Annotated in this window: 18 protein-coding genes; 9 read left to right on the forward strand and 9 right to left on the reverse strand. The window is 70.2% G+C overall.

The window, feature by feature from the left end:
• The 4 genes from AB0924_RS13470 to AB0924_RS13485 all read right to left on the reverse strand — a co-directional run bounded on the left by AB0924_RS13470 (nt 1) and on the right by AB0924_RS13485 (nt 3336).
• Nucleotides 1-351 (reverse strand): PqqD family protein, encoded by a 351-nt coding sequence (locus AB0924_RS13470; protein WP_358935403.1) that lies wholly within the window; start codon nt 349-351, stop codon nt 1-3.
• 8 nt (nt 352-359) lie between these two features.
• Entirely contained in the window at nt 360-1334 is a 975-nt protein-coding gene (locus tag AB0924_RS13475) for a radical SAM protein (RefSeq protein WP_366911441.1), read from the reverse strand.
• Nucleotides 1325-2461: an amidohydrolase family protein gene (locus tag AB0924_RS13480; RefSeq protein ID WP_366911442.1), complete on the reverse strand. Its 1137-nt coding sequence runs from the start codon at nt 2459-2461 to the stop codon at nt 1325-1327. The genes AB0924_RS13475 and AB0924_RS13480 overlap by 10 nt, the downstream gene beginning before the upstream one ends.
• A gap of 74 nt (nt 2462-2535) precedes the next feature.
• Nucleotides 2536-3336, reverse strand: coding sequence for a GNAT family N-acetyltransferase (locus AB0924_RS13485; RefSeq protein ID WP_358935410.1), 801 nt, complete (start codon nt 3334-3336; stop codon nt 2536-2538).
• Between the two features lie 251 nt (nt 3337-3587).
• Here AB0924_RS13485 and AB0924_RS13490 point away from each other — a divergent pair, with 251 nt between their 5' ends.
• Nucleotides 3588-3896: a hypothetical protein gene (locus AB0924_RS13490; RefSeq protein WP_366911443.1), complete on the forward strand. Its 309-nt coding sequence runs from the start codon at nt 3588-3590 to the stop codon at nt 3894-3896.
• Between the two features lie 39 nt (nt 3897-3935).
• Here AB0924_RS13490 and AB0924_RS13495 read toward each other — a convergent pair whose 3' ends face one another.
• Entirely contained in the window at nt 3936-4508 is a 573-nt protein-coding gene (locus tag AB0924_RS13495; RefSeq protein ID WP_366911444.1) for a Scr1 family TA system antitoxin-like transcriptional regulator, read from the reverse strand.
• A 248-nt stretch (nt 4509-4756) separates the two neighbouring features.
• Here AB0924_RS13495 and AB0924_RS13500 point away from each other — a divergent pair, with 248 nt between their 5' ends.
• The 7 genes from AB0924_RS13500 to AB0924_RS13530 all read left to right on the forward strand — a co-directional run bounded on the left by AB0924_RS13500 (nt 4757) and on the right by AB0924_RS13530 (nt 10578).
• Nucleotides 4757-5788 (forward strand): hypothetical protein, encoded by a 1032-nt coding sequence (locus tag AB0924_RS13500; protein WP_366911445.1) that lies wholly within the window; start codon nt 4757-4759, stop codon nt 5786-5788.
• Between the two features lie 168 nt (nt 5789-5956).
• Entirely contained in the window at nt 5957-6382 is a 426-nt protein-coding gene (locus AB0924_RS13505) for a hypothetical protein (protein ID WP_366911447.1), read from the forward strand.
• Between the two features lie 79 nt (nt 6383-6461).
• A complete protein-coding gene (locus AB0924_RS13510; RefSeq protein ID WP_366911448.1) occupies nt 6462-7094 on the forward strand; it encodes a DUF6461 domain-containing protein in 633 nt (210 codons plus the stop codon).
• Nucleotides 7095-7588: 494 nt separating this feature from the next.
• Nucleotides 7589-8365 carry a hypothetical protein gene (locus AB0924_RS13515; RefSeq protein ID WP_358935423.1) on the forward strand — a complete coding sequence of 259 codons (777 nt, stop codon included), beginning with the start codon at nt 7589-7591 and terminating at the stop codon, nt 8363-8365.
• Nucleotides 8362-8892 (forward strand): hypothetical protein, encoded by a 531-nt coding sequence (locus AB0924_RS13520; RefSeq protein WP_366911449.1) that lies wholly within the window; start codon nt 8362-8364, stop codon nt 8890-8892. The genes AB0924_RS13515 and AB0924_RS13520 overlap by 4 nt, the downstream gene beginning before the upstream one ends.
• Nucleotides 8889-10040, forward strand: coding sequence for a DNA/RNA non-specific endonuclease (locus AB0924_RS13525; RefSeq protein WP_366911450.1), 1152 nt, complete (start codon nt 8889-8891; stop codon nt 10038-10040). The genes AB0924_RS13520 and AB0924_RS13525 overlap by 4 nt, the downstream gene beginning before the upstream one ends.
• A 7-nt stretch (nt 10041-10047) precedes the next feature.
• On the forward strand, nt 10048-10578 hold the full coding sequence (locus AB0924_RS13530; protein WP_366911451.1) for a hypothetical protein: 531 nt from the start codon (nt 10048-10050) through the stop codon (nt 10576-10578).
• A gap of 644 nt (nt 10579-11222) precedes the next feature.
• On the opposite strand, the gene AB0924_RS13535 is transcribed toward AB0924_RS13530, so the two are convergent.
• Nucleotides 11223-12140 carry an RNA polymerase sigma-70 factor gene (locus tag AB0924_RS13535; RefSeq protein ID WP_366911452.1) on the reverse strand — a complete coding sequence of 306 codons (918 nt, stop codon included), beginning with the start codon at nt 12138-12140 and terminating at the stop codon, nt 11223-11225.
• A 190-nt stretch (nt 12141-12330) separates the two neighbouring features.
• Between AB0924_RS13535 and AB0924_RS13540 the strand changes: the two genes are divergently transcribed.
• A complete protein-coding gene (locus AB0924_RS13540; RefSeq protein WP_358935431.1) occupies nt 12331-12810 on the forward strand; it encodes a carboxymuconolactone decarboxylase family protein in 480 nt (159 codons plus the stop codon).
• A 73-nt stretch (nt 12811-12883) separates the two neighbouring features.
• On the opposite strand, the gene groL is transcribed toward AB0924_RS13540, so the two are convergent.
• From groL to AB0924_RS13555, 3 genes are all read right to left on the reverse strand, one after another.
• Nucleotides 12884-14509 (reverse strand): chaperonin GroEL, encoded by a 1626-nt coding sequence (gene groL, locus AB0924_RS13545; RefSeq protein ID WP_358935433.1) that lies wholly within the window; start codon nt 14507-14509, stop codon nt 12884-12886.
• Nucleotides 14510-14632: 123 nt separating this feature from the next.
• Nucleotides 14633-14941 (reverse strand): co-chaperone GroES, encoded by a 309-nt coding sequence (groES, locus tag AB0924_RS13550; RefSeq protein ID WP_057584642.1) that lies wholly within the window; start codon nt 14939-14941, stop codon nt 14633-14635.
• 232 nt (nt 14942-15173) lie between these two features.
• A complete protein-coding gene (locus tag AB0924_RS13555) occupies nt 15174-15983 on the reverse strand; it encodes a polysaccharide deacetylase family protein (protein ID WP_366911453.1) in 810 nt (269 codons plus the stop codon).
• Between the last annotated feature and the right edge of the window lie 6 nt (nt 15984-15989).

The raw sequence follows: 15989 nt of genomic DNA on the forward strand, positions 1-15989 counted from the left end.
TCACAGGGGCATTCCGAAGGTCTCGCACCGGTCGGCGCTCTCACCCAGAAGGTCGGCGAGCGGGCGGACGCAGGGGGTCGGATCGGCGGCTGTCCCCGCGCGTTCGAGGCGGCCGTTCACCACGTCGACCAGCTCCGCCAGGAGGAGCCGAGCCTGGTCGTCCTCCCATGCGTACCGTGCGGCCACCGCGGAGACCACTTCGTCCACCGGGGCGCCGGACCGCAACCTGTCGAGGAGCTCGTGAGCGCTCGCGTTCGCGTACAGGTACCGGCCGCCGTCCTGTACGAGGAGGACGAACCCGTCGCCCTCCTGCCGTGAGGTGAACCGGGGCAGTACACCGATCGAGGTCATGACGTCTCCTAGTCTGCCGATTTCGCGGTCGGTGGCCGTGTGCCGAGCTGTACGAGAACCGGGCCCGGAGGAGGAACCGTGCTCACGCAGTGTTTCGTAGACTCCGTGCGTTTCTCATGCCGGAAGCGTTCGGCCTGGGCGCCGGCCCAGATCGTGCGCAGGTCTTGCCGCCGGACGTCGCCCAGGCGCCGGCCCCGGTCCCTGACGAACGGGCACGGGTAGGCCCATCCGTCGTGCAGGATGGCCAGGTCGCGGTCGAGTGCCGTGCACGGGGAGGCGCGCAGGCGCTGGTCGTGCAGGTGTCCCGACAGCAGCGCCGCCGCGAGGTCGACCCGGCCGCGGTAGCGGTCGCGCAACTCGCGCAGTCCGGCCACGAACTGACCGAAGGGTTCCGCTGCTATCTCGAGCCGCCGCCGGTTGGCCGCGTCGCCGAACTCGGGCAGCACCTCGCCGACGCAGACCCGGCCGACTCCCCGCTCGGCGGCGACGGCGAGCACGCCGTCGATCTCTTCGAGGTTGTCGGGCATGGCGGTGTAGGCGAAGGAGACCTCGACCCCGCGCTCGACGAGTCGGGTCACGCCCTCCAGGGCTTTCTCGTACGCGCGCGGCGAGCGGCGTACGGCGTTGTGACGCTCGGGGTCGGCGGCGTCCAGGCTGACCTGGAAGGTGACGTCGGCCGCGGCGAGCCAGTCCGCCTTCTCGTCGGTGACGAGCATGCCGTTGGACGTGATGTGAGGTCGCAGGCCGTGTGAGTTGAAGTAGGCGACGAGCTCCGGCAGCTGAGGAACGAGGAGCACCTCACCACCAGTGAGGGTCACCTCGAACACGCCGGCGTCCACGATGCGCCGGGAGATGACGTGCAGCAGGTCGGCGAGAGGCAGGCCGGTGCGGGGGCCGTCATCCTGCTGGTAGCAGTGCACACAGTTGAGATTGCAGAGGTTGGTCAGTTCCCAGTGGACGTTCAACGGCGCGGTCAGGGCCATCTCTCTCCCAGGGCGTTGACGACGCTGCTTCCCTTGTAGAGGACGAGGATCGGATCCCGTAACGCGGCCGGCGACACCGTCGGGTCATGCGCGGTGACGACCAGGTTGGCCCACTTTCCGACGTCTATGGATCCGAAGTCCTCAGCTCTTCCCAGGCACTCGGCAGCTCGTATGGTGGCGTTGCGGATGACTTCCATGGGCGCGATGCCCCAGCGTTCGAATCTGAGCAGTTCGTCGATGTAGTCGTCGAAGGAGCAGGGCGCGCATCCGGCGTCCGTGCCGACCAGAACGGGGAGCCCCGCGGCGATGTGGGCCGGGCGGCACTCCTCCAGGTATGCGTGCCAGTAGTCGAGGATCGCCACCTCGGACGCCGGCTGGCTCATGACGAACCGGGCGCGCAGGGAGATCCATGAGCAGTACGCGGTCGGCACGAAGGCCGTGGAGCGGCCCCTGGCCTCTTCCATGAGGTGGGGGTCCGCGATCATCCCGTGTTCGACGGTGGTGGCGCCGGCCCGGACGGCGGCTCTTATTCCGGCGGGGGTGAACGCGTGGACGGCGGTCAGCATGCCCGCGCGGTGAGCCGACCGGATGATCCGTTCCAGTTCTTCGTCGGGCCACAGCTCCGGGCCGTTCATTATCTTCAGCCACTCGTGTCCTGCCGCCGCCTGCCGGCCCATCAGCTCGTCAAGCGTGCCCTGGGACAGCTGCTGTCCGAACACCGAGCCGTGTCCGTTCGGCAGGCAAAGTGGTTCACCGCTGGTCACCAGTTCCGGCAGGAGGATGCGCCCGGACGCCACGTGACGTTTGGCCTCGGCCATGTGGGGCGCCCGGCCGCCGACGTCCCTGACCAGGCAGATGCCGTTGCGCAGGGCTTCCGTCAGATTCTGCACGGCACGCAGCCCGCCGACTTCGGGTGGTTCGTCGAAGGCGAAGGTGACCGCGCCGTCATGGGTCCGGGGTTCGAACGTGACGTGGGCGTGCATGTCCACGAAGGAGGGCGTGGCCCAGCAACCGTCCAGGTCGACGCTCTCGGCGCCCTCGGGAGCGGGCTCGTCCAGCGCGAGGATCCTGCCCTGGGAGAGGGTGACGGATGCCTTACGGGTCTCCCCTCGGCGGACGTCGACCACGGTGAGCCCGTTCAGGTGGCGTAACGGCCCACCTAACGTTCCGCTGAGCTCTCCCCCGAGGCCGGCGGCGCCGGTCACGCACCCGCTTCCGGTGTGATGGTGAGGTACGAGGCGTCGAAGACGTGCCGGTAGCCCAAGTGCTCGTACCAGCTCTGGACGGCTGATCGGGCCTCCGTCTGCAGCATGATGTGCGCGCACCCGTCGGTCTCGGCGATACGGGCGAGGTACCGCATGATGGCGGAGCCGATGCCGGCGCGGCGGTGGCCGGGCAGTGTGCCGACACCGTAGACACCGGCGAGGCTGCCCGCCGTGAACAGGGCGGCCACCCCTACGGGCTGCTCGTCGAGGGTCGCCAGTACGTAGTACTTCCGGTAACCGGGGACCTCGTTGTCGAAGGACGCCCCGAGGCTCTCGGAGTAGGCGCTGTCCAGGTCACCGTACGGGTCGTCCGGGTCGCCACCGGAGTACGCAGCGGTGAAGGTGTCGACGTAGACCCCCCGGTCCTCGTGGCCGACGGTCCGCAGGCGCAGGCTTCCGTCACTGGCTTGCGGCTCGACCAGTGCCGCGGTGTCGCCGACCAGCCACGCGTCCTGGGCCCAGACGTTTTCGCCCGCAACAGACGCGCCGGCCTGCGGCGTCAGGTACACCGCCGGCTGGCGCCCGCGCCGCACGAACTCTTCCTCGATCGCGGCCGGCAGCGTGGCTGCGGCGGCCGGGGATCCAGGGGCGAAGAAGTTGTAGTACGGATCCTTGATCGCGTCACTGAAGAGCAGCGAACCGCCCTCGAGCCGCTGGTACTCCGAGAAGTACATCCCTTGCAGACACTCGAAGTGGAAGACGAGGAGATCGTCGACTGTGGGATCGGAGACTGACATGTCCCTCCAGCGCGCAGCGATGAGCCGACAGGGTTCCGACGGCGCGGTGGGGCGGCGAGGGAACACTCCACGAGATGACCGAGAGTAGTAAGAGTATGGCGCAGCGCCGCGCTCCGGGGGAAGAATTCGAGCAATCCGACGCGGCGGCGCAAGTGCACCGTCGCTCGGCGCCGTGACGACTCACTCACGGCGCCGGTTCGGAGGAGTGAGCGGACGGGGAGGACTGCACCTCGCCGGGGGCCACCAGCACCGTGCCAGCGGGGACGGTGATCGACGACAGCCGGCGAAGGTTCCTGATCCGCGACCACTTCATCCCGGCGGCGCGGGCCGGTGTCCCCACACGTTCCTTCGGCTTCCGGCCGTCGGCCGCCGCGGCCCAGCCGGCGCCGGGGAGACACAGGCAGAGCGGGGCTCGAGCGAGGGAATCGGAGGGCAACCCCGCCGAGGAGTTCCAGTCCGCCCTGGAGAACGGCCGTACGGAACGCCAACTCTCCGACTCCGACCTCGTCAACTGGCGTCCCGAGAAGAAGACCCGCGGGCGCAAGAAGAAGAGCGAGTAAGCGGAGAGAGGCGGTCGGCTGCCGACCGCCCCTCCTCGCTCACCTCAGCCGCGCGACGCCATCCGCACGAACGCGGCCCAGAGGCCGTAAGAGCACGTGTTCTTCGATGACGAAGCTCAGGAGCGGCTTGGGCACACGCGAGAGCAGCTTCTGCCGATCGCGCCGTGCCGAGATCCGTTGCTCCACGGTGTCCGCGTCCAGCAGAGGCCGCCACATCTCGACGACAGCACGCATGTACTCATCGCACTGGAGCAGGCCGTTCACCAAGTGGACTTGGTATACCTGCAGTTCGGCGGCCTCGGCCTCGTAGCGCACGAAGGGCCGAAAGAACGACGGATACCGAGCTCTCGCCACCTCCTCCTTCATCGCCACCAGCACACCCCGCGCCCCCAGCACCCGCTCAACCGAGTCGATCAGCTCCGGCTTGGGAATCCGCCGCCCCTGCTCCACGGCCGCGATCTGCGCCTCGCCGTATCCGACCCGCTCCCCCAACTGCCCCTGGGCGAGCCCGCCCTGCTCCCGGAGCAACTTGATCTGACGCCCGAAGCACCGCAGGAACTCCCCGCCGGCCTCCCCCTCCACACCCGCGCCCGAGTCAGCCCCCGACTCCATGCGACCCTCCTCACCCACCGCTCACCGTCCGTGATCGCAGAGTAGGAGTGTCAACCGATCGCAAACTCGGGCAGGTTGACTCGTGTGAGTGAACACTGACCAGCGAAAGCTTTCTTCACTCGACGCGTTCATCCGCACACTCTCGGTGCGGTACCGTCACCCCAACAGCGCACAGCACATAACTCGGCCCCCGCAACGGCTGCAACCGTTCGCGAGGGCCTGAACCACCAGTGGAAAGCGACTCCACCGTGATTTACCGGCACTGTATCGCGCCCCCGCGCGCCTACACCCAGTTCTCGCACGACATCATCCGGCACCCCCGCCTCTCCTCGGACGCGGTACGCCTGCTGACCTGGCAGCTCTCCCTCCCCCAGGGCACAAGGGAATCCCTCTCCCGCACCGCCGAACGAGCCAACATCGGCGCCTGCGCCTTCACCCGGGCCAAGCGCCAACTCAAGGGCGAAGGGTTCGTGCACGAGAGGCGCGTCCAGGGTCCCGGCGGCCACTGGGTCACCCAACAGCTCGTCTCCAACGTGCCGTTGAGCGCCGCCGAAGCCGCCAAGCTCCTCGGCCAGGTCCCCGTACCGGCGTCATCGCCGTCATCGCCGCAGCTCGCACCGAGTCCTCGTGATCCGGCGGTCGGTGAGCCGACCAGTCCGCCCACCGACGGTCTTCCAAGGGAAAACCCCTGTAGGAACACCCACGACCGTCCCCCCAAACCCCCCGAGGACTGCAACGGCGGCCAGGACCGCCTCGACGGACGGCCGGAGCTTCCCGCCGCCACTCCTCCCCACCACGAAGCAGCCCGCACCCTCGCCGCCGCCTACCGCGACCTGGATCCCGCCCTCCGCCACATCCCCCGCCCGATGCTCGCCGAGCTGACGAACCTAACGGCGCGCTGGCTGGCCGCCGGGCACCAGCCCGCCGCGATCCGCGCGCACATCCTGCGCAACCTCCCCGACGACGGCACCCCGGTGCACCGCCCCGGCGGCCTGCTCCGCCACCTCCTCAGCGACGTACCCCCCGCACAGCCCGCACCGTCGGCACAGCGGGCACAGCCCACAGCGGCACCCGCACCGGGCCACCGGCCGTCACCCGCCACAAGCCCCACCGGCGCGCTCCTCTCCCCGCGCCTGGCCGGAACCCGGGAGTGCGAGGGCGACCACGTACAGCCCACCCTCTTCCGGCCGACCGGCGACGAGCCCCTGTGCCCCGCCTGCGCCGCTCGCCGCACTCCACCCGCCGCCGCTATCGCCGCCGCTCAGTGTCCGACGACTTGAACGCGGCACCCCGGCACGTCCGCCAGGCCTGAGCGCCGGACCGGCCTGGCCGCTCAGTTGTCCTTAAACCACCTTCACCCCTGGTGACTCCTTCCCCTACGGTCCTGAACTCGTGTGCACATTCGCACACATGTTTGGAATCTCCTACGGGGAAGGACACGAGAGATCGTGCGACGATCCAAACAGCGGTGGAGGCTGCGCTGTCTCGCCCTCGGCGCGGCACTCCTCGCCGTAGTCCCCTTCGCCTCGACCAGCGAAGCAAGCACCCAACCCCCCTCCGCAACGGCCGCGTTCACCCCCAACCCGAATCCGTCCGCCCAGCCGTCGTCCAGGCCGGCGGCCGGCCCGGAGAGGGCGGGCCTAGCTGCTGCGGCGGCCAACGGCCGTCCCAAGTCCGGCAGCGACCCGCAGGCCGGGCCGCCGTTCAAGAAGAGCGGCAGCACGTGGCAGGCCGACCGCTCGACCGCCATGCAGCGGTTCCCCACGTTCGCGCGGCAGCTGCGTCTCCTCGACCAGGACCTGTACTTCGTCAGGACTCCCGGCTTCGAGAAGTGCGACGCCGACAAGGCTGTCGTGACCTGTGACATCAGGTGACCTGACCTGACGGACAACGAGGCGGCGCCGGAGAGCACACCTCCGGCGCCGCCTTCTCCCCGCTAGGAGGAGAAGCGGTATGAGCGACGGCATCGTGTGGATCTCCCGGACCGACATCACCTGGCTCGGATACTGCGTCGTCCTGGTGCGCGGCATCGGTCCCGAAGAGCTGGTGCGACGCCTGGCGCAGGGCGCGGATCCGGTGTTCCTGGGTCCGTACACCCGCGGGGATCTGGAGGACTACGTCAACGACGTCGACCGTGAGTGGCACCCGCGCGGAGCCACGTCCTGCGTGCGGTACGGGGCGGTCGGGGACCTGGCGTTCGCGGTGGCGGCCGGTGACTGGACCGGAGGACTCGGCCCCGGCTACACCGGTGACATCTCGCAGGACGGTGCGCACGTCTTCTGGCTCAGGCACGAGACGGAGAACCCGACGATCCCCGCTCCGGTCTTCACCTACCAGCACGACGGACGGTACGTGTGCGGGTTCGAGATGGCCGTCCGTGACTCCGCCGAGATCACGGGCACGCATCCCGAGCTGGTCCGGGACAGGGTGCTGGCCGCCGGAATCGCGGGAGAGGAGGACCGGGACGTCGCCGAGGAGAAGTCCCTTGCCATCGTGCAGGAGCTTTTCGGTCTCACGCTCCCCCGAGAAGAGGTCCTCCACGGGGCGCTGCCCGCCGCCTTGGTGAAGGGACGCATGATCGGCTAGACGGAGCGGCGGCCGGCTGGACCGGCGGGCCGTCCCGGGGTGTGACAACCCCCGAAGGGCCGGCCCCCACCACTACAGCGGCCGACCGTAGGGCCGTCCCCCTTGGTCAGAGCAGAGCCGGGAGAGGCGAGGAGGACGGCGGGGGGCTCCTCCTGGTCCCGGCATTCGCGAAGGCGTGGGGCACGGCACCGCGCCCCGCCGGCCACCCCGGTGATCGCAGCAACGACACTGCATCACCCGGCAAGAAGGTCTGGACCGTGATGGCCGCCGTGACCGAGGTGCGGCCGGGCCATCCTCCGTGCCGGGGACTACTTGACGAACCTGCAGTTGCCCACAACCACGTGCGGTCGGTTGTTGATGGACCCACTGTGCCGCCCTTGCCGCAACTCACCCGCACGCAACCGGTCAGCCCGGGCCGCGCACGCCACCCACCCTGCGGGAGCCTGTCGTCACATGAGTTCCCGTCGCCAGAGGTCCCTGGCAGCATGCTCGCCATGGGAGCGAGAGAAGACAGCGACGAGGCGTACGTCATCGGCCTGTGCAATCGGATTCTCGACGAACCTGCCCTGACGCAGCACAGGTTCGACTGGCTGCTCGGGGACCCCGGAGCCGGGGGCCGGCGGGTCAGACTGCCGGTCGACGCGTACTGGCCCGGTCACCAGTTGGTGGTGGAGTACCGAGAGATCCAGCACGACCAGCCGGTGCCGCACTTCGACAAGCCGGACCGGCTCACCGTCAGCGGTGTCCACCGGGGCGAGCAGCGGGCCCAGTACGACGCGCGCCGTGAGACCGAGATCCCCGCCCATGGGCTGCGGCTGGTCGTGGTCCGGCCCGCCGACCTGGACGCGGACGGACGCGGGCGGCTGCGGCGCAACGAGGAAGCCGACCTGGCCGTCCTGCGGAAGCTCCTGGCCCGGGCCAGCGACGAGGACCGGGTGACCGACGCCTTCCGCACCTGGCTGCTCGCCGAGGGCTGGACGCCGGTCGAGCCCACGGACCGCTGGACCGACCTCGAAGCGGTGCGCGGCGAGGAACGGCTGATCTGCGAGGCCAAGGGCCGCACCAGCGAGAAGGGCATCGACGCCGACATCGCCTACGGGCAGCTGCTGCGCCGCATGACGAGCCGGGACGCCCGGACCCGGTACGCGCTCGTCGTGCCGTCCTCGTCCGTGCAGGCCGTCGAGCGCGTTCCAGGTCACGTCCGCGACCTGCTGCGGATAGAGGTGTACGAGGTGACGGACGACAACAGGGTGCGCCGGCTGTCCGCGTGACCGAGCCCGCGCCGACGGGGCGATGGAGGGCACCCTCGTCGATCGGCGCCGGCCGCGCCCAGACCCCGCCGACAGTCTTTGCTCCTCCTTTGCAGCGATCGAACTTGTGCTCGACACCTCCGGGTCAGAGTCGAACGGTCCGGGCAACTGACGGAGGGGGAGAGCACCAAGTCATCGGCGAACAGGGCGAGATACTCGACATCAAGATCGCCGATATCAAGCGGACAGCACCGCATTTCAGCCACGAGAGCGTTGCCCTCGCGCACGCACTGACCAAGCTGAAGACCGGTCTGTCGGCGGCCGGCGCGCCCTGGGGCGACGACGAGCAGGGCACCAAGTTCCACGAGACTTACGGGCCTCTGGTCAAGCGGGTCGAGCAGTCCGCCCAGATTCTGGCCACCGGACTGGCCAGCATCCACACGGCGATGGCCGACATGGCCGACGGTCACATCGACAACGAACAGCTGATCCGCTCGATGTTCAGCCGGATCGACGTTCCTCACGACACCGAGGGCCACGGCAAGTGAGCACCGCGGGCAAGGCCCGCAAGGTCGTCCAGGACCTGACGGGCATGTGGTGGCCGGCGGCCGACGTCGACGGGTTGCGGGACGCCGCGAAGGCGTGGCGGGACTTCGCCGACGACGTCGAGGACGTCACCGCCGCCGCCAACAGGGCCGCCCGCTCCCTGATCGAGCACAACAAGGGCGAGGCCATCTCCGCCTTCGACGACCCCTTCTGGCGCCGTTACTACCACGACAAGCACGGCTGGCTGAAGGACCTGTCCGACGGCGCCCGCGACATGGCCAAGGCCCTCGACGCCTACGCCGACGCCGTGCACGCCGCGAAGAAGAAACTCGAACACGAACTGGAGATCGTCGGCGCCACCCTCGTGGCGGGCACCCTCCTGGCCGTCTTCACCGCGGGTCTCTCCGAAGGAGCGGCCGACGCGGCCGCCGCGACCGTCGCCGAACTCGCCGCCGGCCTCGGTGTCACGGTCACGGCCGAGGTCGCCACCATCGCGGGCACCACCCTGGCCACCGCGGCCCTCGCCGGCATCGAGTCCGTCACCGTCGACCTCGCCGTCGCCCAGCCCCTGTCCATCGCCCTGGGGGAGCAGAAGGGCCTCAGCCTCGACGAGGCCCGCGACGCCGCCGCTTACGGCGCGCTCCTGGGCGGCGGCTTCGGCGGCGGGGGCGCTGCCGTCAGGGCCGCGAGCAGGGCAGGCGGCTGGAGCGAACTCCTGGGCGGAGTCCGGTTGCCCGGCCTCTCCCCCGAGTTCGCCCTGCCGGGCGGCGCAACGGCGTCGGCGGACGACCTGGGAATGGCACTCCGTACGGGTCAAGGAGGCGGCTACGGCGCGGCGCGTCAACCGCCGCCCTACTGCAGGCCGCTCGACGGCCTCGGGCGTGCCCAAGGCGTCGACACGACGATCACCAAGTCGATGCTGAACACGGGCAGCAAGGCGAGCAGGCGCGTGAAGCCACCTGGCTGGCTGGGGGATACCGCCGATCACACGCGCGGGCACCTGCTCGCTCGGGCCCTGGGCGGCGACGGAGCGGCGCCGGAGAACATCGTGATCATGTACAGAAATCCCGCCGACGACATCCCCGCAGGCGTCCGGATCGTCGCCAAGGGCGGCGGCCTCGACATCGACCAGACGATCATCAACAAGTAGGCAGAACATGACTGACCTGGAACTTCTGGCGGCCTTCCCGGCCACGGGCGAAGCGGGCCTGGTGCCCAACGACTGGGAGCGGACCGAGGCGGCGCTGGGCGTCACCTTCCCTTCTGCCTTCATGCGCTTTCTGGACGTCTTCGGAGGTGCGAAGTTCGACGACTTTCTTCGCGTCTACCGTGCGGGCGCCGACAACCTGACCGCCGATCTCCTGACTCGGACCCAGCAGGCCAGGAAGACCATGGCCACGACCCGGCCCCATATCCAGAAGCTGCTGGCCGAACGCGGAACGGAGACGTCCGACCTGGTGTGCTGGGGCGGCACGGACAACGCGGACATGTGCTTCCTGATCCCCGACGAGGACCACCGCAAGTGGGCTGTGCTGTCTGTCATCGGCCGGGGAAGCGAGTACGACCTCTTCGAAGGTCCTGTGGAAAGCTACCTCCTGCGCATCCTGCGGCGGGACCTTGTGAGCGACGTCTTTCCGGAGGACTTCCCGGACGAAGCGCCCTCCTACGAACGCCACCCGCACATCTGAGTCACCGGAAGCGGAACAAGGGCATGTGATCGCCGCCAGACGGGCGACTTCCACACAGTGCCCCAACAAGCCCCGACACCAGGGCCCGACGCCCCCACAGAGCGCCGCCGTGGGGGCGTCGCACCTGGTGAGCGGGGATGTCGCCACGAGATCTTCGGGGCATGACCACTTCTCCCGCGGAAGTCGTCGGCGGACATCAGTACGGCGTCGCCGTTCCTGGATGTGATCTCGACGGGCTCATGGTTTCGTCGTTGACCTGCTGGATCAACGGGAACCTGGCATGATCCAGTTGGAGGCGCCGGCCACAGTGGCGTCCTTCTTGCAACGGCTGGGCCGCACCGGGCGCCGTCCGGGCACCACCCAGGCGGGATGACGTCACGGCGCAGTCCTGGCGGACAGCGGTGGCGGACTGTGCGGGACGGCTGACGCTGCCCGAGGTGGACTCGCGTGCCGTGCGCGGCCTGAAGTTCGCGGAGGCACTACCCCAGCGGCTCGCGGAAGCCACTCTCGCCGCGCGCCTGGCGGACGAGCAGGGGGGCGCTGAGGATCCTCGCGGAGCCGGTCCGGTTCCTTGTGGGGCAGACGGACTGAGGGCGATCGGAGACACCGGCCCGCGGCTCCAGAGCCCCCAGTCCCCGCACCGCTCACCGCCTCATCACCGTCTCCCGCCCGACCCGGCCCAGCTTCTCCGGGTTGCGGACCGCGTAGAGGCCCGTGACGAGGCCGGCGTCGAGGCGGAGGGCGATGACGGTGTCGAGTTCGCCGCCGCGGTAGAAAAGCAGGGCCGGGTGGCCGTTGATGTGGGCCGGTCGCGCGGAGACCGCGGGGTCGATCCTGTTCAGGACCTGGATGACCTCGGCGGCGCCCACCACGGGGTGCAGGGCGGCGCGTACGACTCCGCCGCCGTCGGTCAGCAGGACGACGTCCGGTGCGATCAGGTCGAGCAGGTCCTGCGGGTCCCCTGATTCGACGGCCCGCTGGAACGCCGCGAGCGCGGCGCGGGCCCGGTCCGGGGAGACGGCCTCGCGGGGGCGGCGGGCCGCCACGTGGGCCCGTGCCCGGTGGGCGATCTGGCGGACCGCGGCCGGGGTCTTGTCGACGGCCTCCGCGATCTCGTCGTACCCCAGGCCGAACACCTCCCGCAGGACGAACACCGCGCGCTCGGTCGGTGCCAGAGTCTCCAGTACCAGCAGCATCGCCATGGAGACGCTGTCGGCCAGCTCGACGTCCTCGGCCACGTCGGGCGCGGTCAGCAGCGGCTCGGGGAGCCAGGGGCCGACGTAGGACTCCTTGCGGCGGCGGAGCGTGCGCAGCCGGGTCAGCGCCTGGCGGGTGGTGATGCGGACCAGGTAGGCACGCCGGTCCCGCACCGCGCCCAGGTCGACGCCGGCCCAGCGCAGCCAGGTCTCCTGGAGGACGTCCTCGGCGTCGGCGGCCGAGCCGAGCATCTCGTAGGCGACGGTGAACAGCAGGTTGCGGTGGGCGACGAAGACCTCCGTGGCGGGGTCCGGGCCGGCGGGCGGCCCGGTGGTGTCGTCCCTGCGCGCGCTCTGCTCGGTCATGGCCGGCTCCCCTGTTGGCTCTCGTCCGTGTCACGCACAAGACGCCGCAGCGGGCCGGACTGTGACACCACGCCGGGTGGGCCGCGTCACACACCGGGGCTGTCACACGGTCCGGGCGGGCGGCGTCTCGTGGTCGTCAGGACGCCGCGAACGATGTGCGCGGCGGTACCGCACGAGTGAGGACAAGGTCATGGAACCCCGTTTCAACCTGTTCGACAGCCCGACCGCCGCGAAGGTCGCCAAGCGGTTCTACAGCACCGCGCTGGCCCTGGACGAGTCGGCGCTGCCGAAGGCCCTGCGGGAGCTGGTGGAGCTGAGGATCGGTCAGCTCAACGGCTGCGGCTTCTGCGTCGACATCCACACCAGGGAGGCCGCGGCCGCCGGTGAGTCCGCGCTCCGGCTCAACCTGGTCGCCGTCTGGCGCCATTCCACCGTGTTCACCGAGGCCGAGCGGGCCGCGCTGGCGCTCGCCGAGGAGGGCACCCGGCTCGGCGACCGGGGCGTGACCGACGAGACGTGGGCCGAGGTGCGCAAGCACTTCGACGACGACCAGGTCGGTGCGCTGGTCTGCGTGGTCTCCCTGATCAACGCGGCCACCCGGATGAACGTGATCGTGCACAACCCGGGGGGTTCGTACGAGCCGGGGATGTTCGACCGCCTGTCGAGCTGACCGGCGGGCGGTCCAGGGAGAACGCGGGAGGCCCGGCACCCCGAAGGGTGCCGGGCCTCGTCACTGAGGTGCCTCAGTGAGCGTGGCCGTGGCCGTGGCCCGCCGCGGCCGGCTCCTCCTCTTCCTTCTTCTCGACGACCAGGGTCTCGGTCGTGAGCAGGAGGGAGGCGATGGAGGCGGCGTTCTCCAGGGCGGAGCGGGTGACCTTGACCGGGTCGATGACGCCGGCCTTGATCAGGTCGCCGTACTCGCCGGAGGCGGCGTTGTAGCCGCTGCCCTTCTCGAGCTCGGCCACCTTGGAGACGATGACGTAGCCCTCGAGGCCGGCGTTCTCGGCGATCCAGCGCAGCGGCTCGACGGCGGCGCGGCGGACGACCGCGACACCGGTGGCCTCGTCGCCGGTCTTGTCGAGGTTGCCCTCGAGGACCTTGACGGCGTGGACCAGCGCGGAGCCACCACCGGAGACGATGCCCTCCTCGACCGCGGCGCGGGTCGCGGAGATGGCGTCCTCCAGACGGTGCTTCTTCTCCTTCAGCTCCACCTCGGTGGCGGCGCCGACCTTGATCACGCACACGCCGCCGGCCAGCTTCGCGAGGCGCTCCTGGAGCTTCTCGCGGTCCCAGTCGGAGTCGGTGTTCTCGATCTCGGCCTTGATCTGCGCGATGCGGCCCGCGACGTCCGCGGGGTTGCCGCCGCCGTCGACGATCGTGGTGTCGTCCTTGGTGACGGTCACGCGGCGGGCGGAGCCGAGCACGTCCAGACCGACCTGGTCGAGCTTGAGGCCGACCTCCTCGGAGATGACGGTGCCGCCGGTGAGGGTGGCGATGTCCTCGAGCATGGCCTTGCGGCGGTCGCCGAAGCCCGGGGCCTTCACCGCGACGGCGTTGAAGGTGCCGCGGATCTTGTTGACGACCAGGGTCGACAGGGCCTCGCCGTCGACGTCCTCGGCGATGATCAGCAGCGGCTTGGAGGCACCCGCCTGGATGATCTTCTCCAGCAGCGGCAGCAGGTCCTGGATGGAGCTGATCTTGCCCTGGTTGATCAGGATGTACGGGTCGTCGAGGACGGCCTCCATACGCTCCTGGTCGGTGACGAAGTACGGCGACAGGTAGCCCTTGTCGAAGGCCATGCCCTCGGTGAAGTCCAGCTCCAGACCGAAGGTGTTGGACTCCTCGACGGTGATGACACCGTCCTTGCCGACCTTGTCCATGGCCTCGGCGATCAGCTCGCCGACCTGCTGGTCCTGGGCGGACAGCGCGGCGACGGCGGCGATGTCGGACTTCTCGTCGATCGGGCGGGCCGAGGCGAGCAGGTCGTCGGAGACTGCCTTGACCGCGGCGTCGATGCCCTTCTTGAGCAGCGCCGGGGAGGCACCGGCGGCGACGTTGCGCAGACCCTCGCGCACCAGCGCCTGGGCCAGCACGGTGGCGGTGGTGGTGCCGTCACCAGCGATGTCGTTGGTCTTGGTCGCCACCTCCTTCACCAGCTGGGCGCCGAGGTTCTCGTACGGGTCCTCGATCTCGACCTCACGGGCGATCGTGACACCGTCGTTGGTGATGGTGGGCGCGCCGAACTTCTTGTCGATGACGACGTTGCGGCCCTTGGGGCCGATCGTCACCTTCACCGTGTCGGCCAGCTTGTTGACGCCGCGCTCGAGGGCGCGACGGGCGTCCTCGTCGAACTTCAGGATCTTCGCCATGACAGCGGGAGCCCTCTCGGGAATCTGTGGGTGAAAAAGGCACTGCGCCCCGGGCGCCCGGCTTCTTATGTGGTCGCGGGGGCCAGGGGCGCAGCGTCAAGCATCAAAAGTGCTCGAGGTGTCTTACTTCTCGATGATCGCGAGGACGTCGCGAGCCGAGAGGACGAGGAACTCCTCGCCGTTGTACTTCACCTCGGTGCCGCCGTACTTGCTGTACAGGACGACGTCGCCGACCTTGACGTCGAGCGGCAGGCGCTCGCCGTTCTCGAAGCGGCCCGGGCCCACGGCGAGGACGGCGCCCTCCTGGGGCTTCTCCTTCGCGGTGTCCGGGATGACCAGGCCAGAGGCGGTGGTCTGCTCGGCGTCGAGCGGCTGGACCACGATGCGGTCCTCGAGCGGCTTGATGGCAACCTTGGAGCTGGTGGTCGTCACGGTCCGACCTCCCCCTTCGGAGATCTCACGGGGTTAACTGTCTGGGGTGGCGACCAGGTGGATCCGTCGTCGCGGGTGCCGGACCTGCCCGTCGCGTGGTTGGCACTCTCATCTGCCGAGTGCCAGAGCCGAGACTATGACCGCGATTAGCACTCGGTCAAGCGGAGTGCCAATGGCGGTGCGGCGCGTCGGCCGGCCCGGGGCCCACGGAGGGTGCCCCTGGTGGGCGCGGTCAGGCCAGATAGTCCTCGAGGCGGGCCACCGTCAGGCCCTGGCTCTGGGCGTGGCGCAGCAGGCGGACGGTGCGTTCCGTCAGGGTGGGGCCGGTGTCCTCGCCGGGGCTCACGAGGACGATGTCGCCCGGGGCCAGATGCCGTGCGCCCCTCCGGTGGACGAGGCCGTCGGGGCCGAGTGCGGCGCGCCACAGGACGAGGGCGGAGACGCCGCAGTCGGCGGCGGCGCGCAGGGTGGTGGCGTCGTAGGCGCCGTGCGGCGGCCGGAGGAGGCGGGGGCGGACGCCGAAGCGGGAGCGGAGTGCGTCCCGCTGGCCGCAGATCTCGGCGCGCTGCCCGGCGTACGGCAGTCCGGGCAGCGCCGGGTGGTCGAGGGTGTGGTTCTCGATCGCGGCGCCGACCGCGCGCAGCCGGGCGAAGCGGCCGTAGCCGGGGCCCGTGACACTGCCGGTGAGGAAGAGGCTGACCGGCAGCCGGAGTTCACGGATCATGTCGGCGAACCGCGGGTCCCGCTCGGCGCCGTCGTCGTAGGTGAGGAAGACGACCCGGTCGGTGGTGCCGACGTGGTCCACGACCGGGGGCGGCGAGGCGTCCGGCCGGCGGGTGCCGGGGGGCCGGGCCGGGTGGCTCGGCGGGGCGGCGAGCGGGGCGGCCAGGCCCCAGCGGCGGTGCGCCGCGCCGGCGGCCGGGCTCGGCGGCCGGGCCCCTTGGGCCGCCCGCTTGCCCAGGCGCTCGATGGGGTCGACGGACTGGGCGCAGCCGGCGAGCAGGAGGGCCGCGGCGAGCACGGCCGCCAAAGCGGTCCGCACGCGAAA

Origin of the sequence: Streptomyces sp. NPDC047869 (genome assembly GCF_040704065.1) — a bacterium.
Taxonomy (GTDB): Bacteria; Actinomycetota; Actinomycetes; order Streptomycetales; family Streptomycetaceae; genus Streptomyces.